10 protein-coding genes are annotated in these 8167 nt (G+C 48.7%); 8 read left to right on the forward strand and 2 right to left on the reverse strand.

Translation table 11 applies throughout. From position 1 onward, the window contains the following. Nucleotides 1-53: 53 nt before the first annotated feature. The gene (locus H6B10_RS10620) at nucleotides 54-752 is read left to right on the forward strand and encodes a hypothetical protein (RefSeq protein ID WP_204651582.1); all 699 of its coding nucleotides are present in this window, start codon (nucleotides 54-56) and stop codon (nucleotides 750-752) included. 124 nt (nucleotides 753-876) lie between these two features. Continuing rightward, complete coding sequence (locus H6B10_RS10625) at nucleotides 877-1743, forward strand: hypothetical protein (RefSeq protein WP_204651583.1); 867 nt, start codon at nucleotides 877-879, stop codon at nucleotides 1741-1743. 96 nt (nucleotides 1744-1839) lie between these two features. On the opposite strand, the gene H6B10_RS10630 is transcribed toward H6B10_RS10625, so the two are convergent. Next, nucleotides 1840-2688, reverse strand: a complete 849-nt coding sequence (locus H6B10_RS10630; protein ID WP_204651589.1) for a helix-turn-helix domain-containing protein — start codon at nucleotides 2686-2688, stop codon at nucleotides 1840-1842. Between the two features lie 329 nt (nucleotides 2689-3017). Here H6B10_RS10630 and H6B10_RS10635 point away from each other — a divergent pair, with 329 nt between their 5' ends. The 6 genes from H6B10_RS10635 (at nucleotide 3018) to H6B10_RS10660 (ending at nucleotide 7785) form a co-directional block, all read left to right on the forward strand. Continuing rightward, the gene (locus tag H6B10_RS10635; protein ID WP_204651584.1) at nucleotides 3018-3311 is read left to right on the forward strand and encodes a hypothetical protein; all 294 of its coding nucleotides are present in this window, start codon (nucleotides 3018-3020) and stop codon (nucleotides 3309-3311) included. After that, nucleotides 3295-3600: a molecular chaperone gene (locus H6B10_RS10640; protein ID WP_204651585.1), complete on the forward strand. Its 306-nt coding sequence runs from the start codon at nucleotides 3295-3297 to the stop codon at nucleotides 3598-3600. Before H6B10_RS10635 ends, H6B10_RS10640 begins: the two co-directional genes overlap by 17 nt. A 427-nt stretch (nucleotides 3601-4027) precedes the next feature. Next, nucleotides 4028-5254: a serine/arginine repetitive matrix protein 2 gene (locus tag H6B10_RS10645; RefSeq protein WP_204651586.1), complete on the forward strand. Its 1227-nt coding sequence runs from the start codon at nucleotides 4028-4030 to the stop codon at nucleotides 5252-5254. A gap of 112 nt (nucleotides 5255-5366) precedes the next feature. Then, nucleotides 5367-6695 (forward strand): virulence-associated E family protein, encoded by a 1329-nt coding sequence (locus H6B10_RS10650; protein ID WP_345941735.1) that lies wholly within the window; start codon nucleotides 5367-5369, stop codon nucleotides 6693-6695. A gap of 450 nt (nucleotides 6696-7145) precedes the next feature. Next, nucleotides 7146-7496, forward strand: coding sequence for a TnpV protein (locus tag H6B10_RS10655; protein WP_007885050.1), 351 nt, complete (start codon nucleotides 7146-7148; stop codon nucleotides 7494-7496). Between the two features lie 13 nt (nucleotides 7497-7509). Beyond that, nucleotides 7510-7785 carry a DUF6809 family protein gene (locus tag H6B10_RS10660; RefSeq protein ID WP_118638039.1) on the forward strand — a complete coding sequence of 92 codons (276 nt, stop codon included), beginning with the start codon at nucleotides 7510-7512 and terminating at the stop codon, nucleotides 7783-7785. A gap of 66 nt (nucleotides 7786-7851) precedes the next feature. Here H6B10_RS10660 and rhuM read toward each other — a convergent pair. Beyond that, nucleotides 7852-8167 (reverse strand): RhuM family protein (gene rhuM, locus H6B10_RS10665; protein WP_204651588.1); only part of this gene is annotated, 316 nt, incomplete at its 5' end.

Genomic DNA, 8167 nt, shown 5'->3' on the forward strand with positions numbered 1-8167 from the left:
TTGCTTTCATCGAGTCTATGATTAAGCCGATGGAATGATTGTTGAGGATGTTTATGAAAAGAAAGAAAATGGAATATCAACTTATAGAGCCTATGATAGAGCATTTAACCGGCGATGTTATTGATTTGACGCAGGATTATGCCGAGATGGCGTTGGATACTTTCCTTCAGCCAGGTATGTTGCAGGATGTACCAGTGATAGGGACTGCTCTGAAACTTGGGAGAAGTATTCTAAGCATTAAAGATCTTATTGCAACAAGAAATTATTATGTTTTTATCTCTGAAATGCGGAAAGCGGCACAGGCCGATAGTATGCTTCAAAAACGTATAGAAGAGCATTTATTGACGGTTGAAAATGATCCTGAGAAGAGGCAAAAAGAAATTGAGTGGTTATTGCTTTATATAGAACGATATAAAGAACAAGAAAAAGCTAAGTACATGGCAAATATTTACAGGGCTTATCTTAATAACCCGGTATCAGGGATTAATTGGGAGACCGCTACAGCTTTTTTTGAAATACTTGACCGCATTTTGATTCAAGATATCTGCGATTTTGAAAAAGTGTTTGCAAAAGGGGCGAGTTCACAGGTGTTTAATGATCATTCGGGGTTACTAAGATTATCTGCCCTTGGACTTTTGCAGTATTTTAATGGAAGAGAAGAAGCATATGGGCATAACAAAAGTGGTCTTGCTGTAGTTACTTCTCAAGGGAAACTTTTTTACAGCATTATTAAATACGGCAAGGCAATCTGAAGGTAATTGAGAGGATGTTGGTTTTACAACCTATCATGCTGAATGCCTGGGGATGATGAGAAATAAATTTATTCAAAAAATTCATGCACCAACCTAAAACAGAAAGAGGCGTTAAATTAACGAAATGCAATCAGTAGGACCGGACTGGTGGACTTTTGGGGCTACGATATTTTCTGGTGTTATTACTGCTTTGGCAACAATGGGGGCTGTAATTTACACCAATCAAAAGAGCCATGCCCAACTAAAGAAGCAAGAAGAAAAATATGCGTTGGAGAGGAAAGAGCAGTTTCAGCAAAGCAAGTATGTTGTACTGAAGCCAACACTATTACTAATGCCCTTGTTTGGTTTGTTAGACAGATTGATTGTACAGAATGACTACAATCGTGTTTTACTATACTCTGGCGAAGATGGTTTTGAATTTTTCGATGATGATCAAAAGCGTTCTGGGCAAAAATGCAGACTGTTGTTAATTGAAAACAAAACGGACCTCGATGTAAAAGATGTTTCAATTTTTACAAAAACTATTTTAAGAAACATGAGTACCGATGAGCAAATCACATATACGACAAAGAATTGTGCCAGTTTTTTGCGTGGACATGAGAGCATTGTGTTTAGGCTTGCCAATCAGCAACAATATGAGATGATTCTCTCTATGAATGAAAAAAATCTGCCGAGTTTGCTCACATTCGAATGTGTGATTGAGTACTTAACACTTGCAAATCAACGAATTAAGTATGTTTATCGGATTAACATCAATAATGATCGTCGTATAGAAGTCGAAAGCGATGGTATTGAATCAGTTCAGGACGATTCTGAACCACTTAATCAAGCAACAACCATTTTTAGAAATCTCCAAGATTATATTTCCGGGGTTGATCGGAATTCTTATGCTTGGGAGAAGATGGGACAAGCTCAGATGAGAGGCATCCTGTCGCAATATAATCCGCAAAACGAGAGACAATCAACTGCCGCTAACGAGGATACACAATAATTTCTGTTATCAAGCTGGACAATTTGCTGTGTGCTCCAAAGTGAATTTAATCATTTCAGAAAAGACCGCTGCCCCAAAGGGCAACGGTCTTTTCTACTATCTGCGCTTTTTCTTTTTTGCCCCATGGTAAGGCTGTGTCCGAACCTTCCCCCTCATATTGTTGGGGCTTTTCAGCAGTTTAGATAGGCTCAGTATCCGCATAAACGCCGAGAAATCCTCGGACGCAATCTTGTCAAAGGGAATCTGCATCTGGTCACAGAACTCATGAATCACCCGTTCCTCATTACTACCCATCTGCATGGCACGGTCAAACTTTTCCTTGACCTCCGTGAAAGTAGGCTGTGGATCGGCGGTGGTGCGGTCGGTGACATGGGCCTGACGAATATCCTGAACGATGCTGTCCAGATCGTCATGAATTGTGTGGCTGAAAAAGTCGCTCTCCTGCACCTGTCCAAGCTCCAGCGTGCGGACATAAAGGTCGTTTTCCCCCGGCGCATGGCTGCGGATTACTTCCTGCCGGGTGGCCTCCAGAACCAAATTCATTTGGGCGATCCGCATATCGGCAATCCGATCAACGAAAATCTCAATATCCGTCATCAGTCGCAGGAAGTTCTCATGTGTGGCAATCTCACACAGCAGCCGGTTGTTGATTTTTCCGCTGCTCAATAATGCAACCATATCATCACTCAAATGCAGGGCCTGAAGCTCTGTGTTTGGGTGATTTTTATTTTCCGATAGACCCATCAGGTAATCGGTGGACACCCCATAAAATTCCGCCAGCGTAGCGATAGCAAAGGGACTGATGTCCTTATAATCGTCGCTCTCATATTTGCTGAGAGCAGATTTGGAAAGCCCAGTCTGCTCGGCCAGCTGCTCCAGCGTCAGGTGCCTATCCACCACCCGCAAGTCTTTTAACCGCTCCGGGATAGACAGCTTTGTTTGCATCCAAATTCCCCCTCTCATCAGGAAAATCCTGCCGTTTTCAACCATTATACCATGATTCCATAAGCGTGGAAATATGCTGATTTTGAGCCGTTTTCCATCGTTTTGGACATACGGGAGAGGGCCTGTTTTTTCGGTAAAATGAGTTTTGTCAGGAGACACAGAACCTTGAAAATTGAATGACCGGCTGCAAGGGGTATGACCTCTGGGGAAGTGACGCCATGACAGGAGCGCACCAAGGAGGACAATACGCCGGGGAAAACCGGGCAGGAGCGATTGCAGGCAAACCGTCAACTAACACATGGAAAATAAACTTTTAGGAGGTTGATTTTATGAAATTGAGTATTCGGGAAAAGAAAGTGCTGTATGCCTTTGCCTGTCCCAACCACCACAACACGGTGACAAGGCTCAAATGGCTCACCGCCCTGACTGTTGACCCGCAGGCCAAGCACCGGATGCTGGAGCTGGCTCGGAAGATGGAAACGGAGATGGAAGAACGCTGGTACACTGGCTTTTATCATCAGCTCCGTGCGGAGATGGACGAGTATTACAGAGCCAAGCGCCGCCTGCGTTTGGTAAAGGAAAACACCGACTATGAGGAGGATCTGTATGACGAAGCTGTCTAAGTATGAGAAAGAAACCATCATCAACTGGAACGAGGCGGAGAACACCGCCAGTATCTACACCTTCAACGCCGATCTGAAGCGCAGGCTGGCCGAGTTCAGCCGCAAGTATCCCCAGCTGTGCCGGTTGGAGCGCAGCACCACTGAGGGCAGCGTTACCTATGTGATGGACAAGTACCGCCTGTCCATCCGTCTGGTGCCGCCGTACAGTGAAGAACGGCTGGCTGCTGCCAGAGAGTACGCCAAACAGCACCGATTTCAGGTCTTGCGGACGGACAAGAAGAGCGCCTGAAACCGGGTCAATTCACGGGAAAATAGCGGGTCTGCACCCGGTATTTTTGCGGTGAATTGGTATCGGGATATCCCAGTATCCCTTATGCCGGGAAATGCGACAAAAGGAGCATTCAGAGCCGAAGGAGCTGACAGAAACCGCACAAGCGATGAAAGTCAGCTTCTCCGGGCAGGAGTACAGAGGGCGGCAAGCCCTTTGTGCCTGGGTGCAGGGGCGGCAGCGCCCTGTTGGGGTCAAGGGGCAAGGCCCATTGGCAGGTTGAGGGCAGCCGCCCCATCGGGTCAAGGGTGAAACGCCTTGCCCAGGGAGAGTTGATGCCTTGCGTCAATTCGTACTGGGTATTACCTGACGCAGAAATCCGCAGGTTTGGCAGCTTCGCCGCTGCCCCCCCTTCGGGGAAAATCAACAGAGATTGGAGGGATGGAAGTTGAAACTGACACGGCATAACGGACGCTCCGGCAAGCATGGCACCTATAATCCCCGTCACAATGACCGCCGGTTTGATGTGGAGAACAGTGAACACATTGATGCCCAGCGAGCCAAGAAAAATGTGTACTGGGACTGCTACCGTGGTTTCACTACCCCGGAACTTCGGGAGAACCCGGAACAGCCAGATTTCAGCTTTGAAGAAATTGAGCGGATGTATTACTACGAGCATTACTCCGACCATGTAGATGCCCAGAATGCCCGGAACGAGAAAACCCGGCACACTGAGCGCAACCGCACGGTAGAAGATCTTTTGAAAAACAACAAGACCTGCCCAGAGGAAAGCATTTACCAGATCGGCACCATGGAAGAATCTGTTCCAGCGGGTACTCTGGCACTCATTGTCAGCGAATTTTACGAGGAGTTTGAACGGCGCTTTGGTTCCCATATCCACATTCTGGACTGGGCGCTGCATCTGGATGAGGGTACGCCTCACATCCACGAGCGCCATGTGTTTGACTGCAAAAACCGGTATGGGGAGTTGTGCCCCCAGCAGGAAAAGGCGCTGGAGGAACTGGGCTTTGAATTGCCTGATCCGAGTAAGCCCAAGGGCAAACACAACAATCGAAAACAAACCTTTGATGCAGTATGCCGCACGCTGCTCTTTGACATCAGCCGCAAACATGGGGTGCATTTGGAGCAGGAGCCGTCCTATGGTGGGCGGGCGTATCTGGAGAAACAGGACTATATCCTGATGAAGCAAAAGGAGCAGTTGGCCGCCCAGGAACAGAAGCTGGAGGAGCTGACCCTGAAAATCGAAGATGTGGAAACGCTGGTGGAAGAAGTTTCGGATATTGCCTATGACAAGGCGGTGGAGGTTGTGACTGACACCGTTCGGCAGGAGACCCACAAGGAGGATCTCCGACTGGTGGAGGAAACGAAAAACTGGGTACTCTCGCCGGAACGGAAAGCGCCGCAAAAAGAGCGTGAGTATGCCGCCGCCCGGTTGGATGGAGTAATTTCCAAAATCAAAAACGCCATGCAGTCTGCGCTGACAAAAATCCAGAAGAAGCTGATGCAGCCGGAGGTCAAGCAGGCTGGTAAACAGCAGATTCAGGAAAAAGCCAAGGAATCCATTCTTGCTTTCCTGAAAAAAGCCAAGCAGGATAGCGCACAGAGAGAATCCAACCGGAAAAAGCGGCAGGAAAAACAGGATATGGAGCTTTAAGGCATCTGATTTTGCGAAGAAATCAGATGCTTTTTTCTTGAGGAGGTGAGAAACATTGAACAGCGAATTGCAGAGTTTAGTGCCTGCAACCCAGCAGGCCGAAAGTGAGGAATTGACCGTTGAGCAGGTGCGGGAAAATCTCTCCGTCACTGAGAAAGGACAACCGGCCAACACAATTGGAAATTGCCGCACGGTGTTCTGCCAAGATCCGCTTTTGCGGGACGCAATCCGGCTGAATCTGCTGACCGAGCGTGTGGATACTGTGCAGGATCTGGGCTGGCGCAGAAGCACCAGTGCCTTGACCGATACCGATGTCAAATATCTGCTCCTTTACTTTGAGCAGAACTACAGCCTAACCAGTGAAAAGAAGATGTTAGCAGCACTCTCCATTGTGGCAAACGAAAACTGCTATCACCCCATTCGGGATGTGCTGAACAGTTTGGTGTGGGACGGAAAGCCTCGGATACGCTCCTGCCTGCATCACTTTCTGGGAGCAGACGAGAGCGACTATGTGGAAGAAATGCTCAAGCACTTCCTGCTGGGAGCCATCCGCCGGGTGTTCCATCCAGGTTCCAAGTATGAGGAGCTGCTCTGTCTGGTGGGCGGCCAGGGAGCCGGAAAGTCTACCTTCTTTCGCTTCCTGGCTATACAGGATGAGTGGTTCTCTGATGACCTAAAAAAGCTGGATGATGACAAGGTGTTTGCTAAGCTGCAAGGCCACTGGATCATCGAGATGTCGGAGATGCTTGCCACCAGCAACGCCAAGAGCATCGAGGAGATCCGCTCCTTTATCAGCCGTCAAAAGGAAACCTACCGCACGCCCTATGAATCCCAGCCCAAAGACCGGCTGAGGCAGTGTGTGTTCGGCGGTTCCTCCAACACGCTGGATTTCCTACCCCTTGACCGGGCTGGAAACCGCCGGTTCCTTCCAGTGATGATTTACCCGGAGAAAGCGGAGGTTCACATTTTGGAGGACGAAGCTGCTTCCAGAAAATATCTGTTGCAGGTGTGGGCAGAGGCTATGACCATTTACCGCAGCGGTGAGTATTCCATGAAACTTTCAAAGGAGATTCAAAAGCAGTTGGTGGAAGTCCAGAAGGACTTTATGCCGGAGGACACCGAGGCCGGGCAGATTCAGGGCTTCCTGGAACACTACACCGGAAATATGGTCTGCTCCAAGCAGCTGTTCAAGGAAGAGTTGGGACACGCCTTTGAGGAGCCGAAGCGTTGGCAGCTGCACAACATCAACGAGATCATGAACACGGTGGTGACGGGCTGGAAGCCTTTCTCTAACCCCCGGATGTTTGCTGGATATGGGCGGCAGCGTGGCTGGGAACGAGAGAGTTCCGGCAACGAACTGCCCGACAACGAAGATAGATTTGTGGAGCTGAGCGAGGAAGAAGTCCGTCAGCTGGAGTTGCCAAAGGAGTGGATTGCCTGATTTACGGGGCTTGTTGCCCAGTAGGTTGTCGCCTGGTTGCTGACTTTGTTACCGCAAAAGTGGGGGTGTAGATACGATAAATGCCCGTAAAGCAAGACTCTTTTTGGGGGGCATTTGTTCTCTGACAACGAAAGCAACGAGATTTCACAAGAAAATTTGAAAAGTAAGAAACGATGGCCAGACGATAGGTTACAGGTTTTTCGGAGTCCGTTGCCGGACTTCGTTGCCGGATACTCTTTGTCTGGCCTTTCTGCTCTATGGAGGTAGCCTATGGGAAATGAAAAGACAATGACTTGCATGATGTAATGTATAGAGGGTGGATTACACCAAAAAACATTACATCATGACTGGCGGCTCATTTGTGGCGAATGAAAAGACAGTTATGATAAAGGAGGGATGCCCTCAAACCTACCGTAACTGTCAACCACATTCTCACGAAAGGAGCCTTGTATGGAACTGACTTACACCCAATGCGGCGACTATCTCATTCCCAACCTTGTGTTAGCAGACACCAAAGAGTACCATATCGGGAAATATGGCCGGATGCGCCGTGCCTACTTAAAAGAACATCGGCCCATTCTGTATACCGATCTCATTGTCACTGAAAAGCTGCTTCCCCACTTGGAGGAAATCGACATCGCCTGCCGGGAGCGGCTGGAAATCATTGAAAAATCCATGATGCAGCAAGAGGGCGTCACAGAAGCCCTGAAAGCTGCCGACCAGATGGCATGGGTGCGCTCCATGAACTCCATCCACAACAGAGCCGAGGAAATTGTCCTGGCTGAGCTGGTCTACTGTTGAGGGAGGGAACACCATGATTTTAGAAGCCATGTATAATGGAGAGTTTTATCCCTGTGAAACAGTCGTACCCACGTCCCCGGAATACCACAAGGCGATCCAAACCTGTGCAGCGTTGATGGAGCAGTTATCCCAGCGGCTCAGCAAAGAGGACTATGCGCTGGTGGAGGAACTCCGGGCGCAGAACGCTATCGCCCAGTGCGAGGAAAGTGAAAGCCATTTCAAGTATGGATTTTCGGCGGGGTTGATTGTCCAGCAGGAAGCCCATGAACAGCTGCAAAACAAGAAATAAGCGATGGCCCAAAAAGCCCACGCAGCCGGAAAGAGAACCGGAGGCGTGGGCTTTCTGTGTATACGGTTATTCTGTCTGATCAGCCGAAGTCTCTGCAACCAGTCGGTCAAAGTCGCTCTGATAGGTCCGATCCTGCAATACCCGGAACTTTTCAAACTCTTTCTCGGCAAAGGCTTTGGCAATGGCAGCGGTCACCTTGCCTTTATCATGCAGAATATCTTCCTCGTTGAACTGTAAAAATGCGTCAAGCCGCTTGACCCAATCGGCCATATACATGACATTTCCCCGGCGGGCCTGCCGTTCCGCATAGTCAAGGTACATGGTGACAATTTCGTTCAGGTTCCGCATTTCTGTTTCGTTCAGATAGTTTTTGGCAACGGTG

Origin of the sequence: Gemmiger formicilis, assembly GCF_016901605.1 — a bacterium.
GTDB classification, from domain to species: Bacteria; Bacillota; Clostridia; order Oscillospirales; family Ruminococcaceae; genus Gemmiger; species Gemmiger formicilis_B.

What these genes read in the sequence shown, in the direction of transcription:
- H6B10_RS10635 (WP_204651584.1), top strand. Translation starts at nt 3,018, where the DNA reads ATGAAATTGAGTATTCGGGAAAAGAAAGTGCTGTATGCCTTTGCCTGT.
- H6B10_RS10625 (WP_204651583.1), top strand. Translation starts at nt 877, where the DNA reads ATGCAATCAGTAGGACCGGACTGGTGGACTTTTGGGGCTACGATATTT.
- H6B10_RS10655 (WP_007885050.1), top strand. Translation starts at nt 7,146, where the DNA reads ATGGAACTGACTTACACCCAATGCGGCGACTATCTCATTCCCAACCTT.
- H6B10_RS10630 (WP_204651589.1), bottom strand. Translation starts at nt 2,688, where the DNA reads ATGCAAACAAAGCTGTCTATCCCGGAGCGGTTAAAAGACTTGCGGGTG.
- H6B10_RS10640 (WP_204651585.1), top strand. Translation starts at nt 3,295, where the DNA reads ATGACGAAGCTGTCTAAGTATGAGAAAGAAACCATCATCAACTGGAAC.
- H6B10_RS10660 (WP_118638039.1), top strand. Translation starts at nt 7,510, where the DNA reads ATGATTTTAGAAGCCATGTATAATGGAGAGTTTTATCCCTGTGAAACA.
- H6B10_RS10620 (WP_204651582.1), top strand. Translation starts at nt 54, where the DNA reads ATGAAAAGAAAGAAAATGGAATATCAACTTATAGAGCCTATGATAGAG.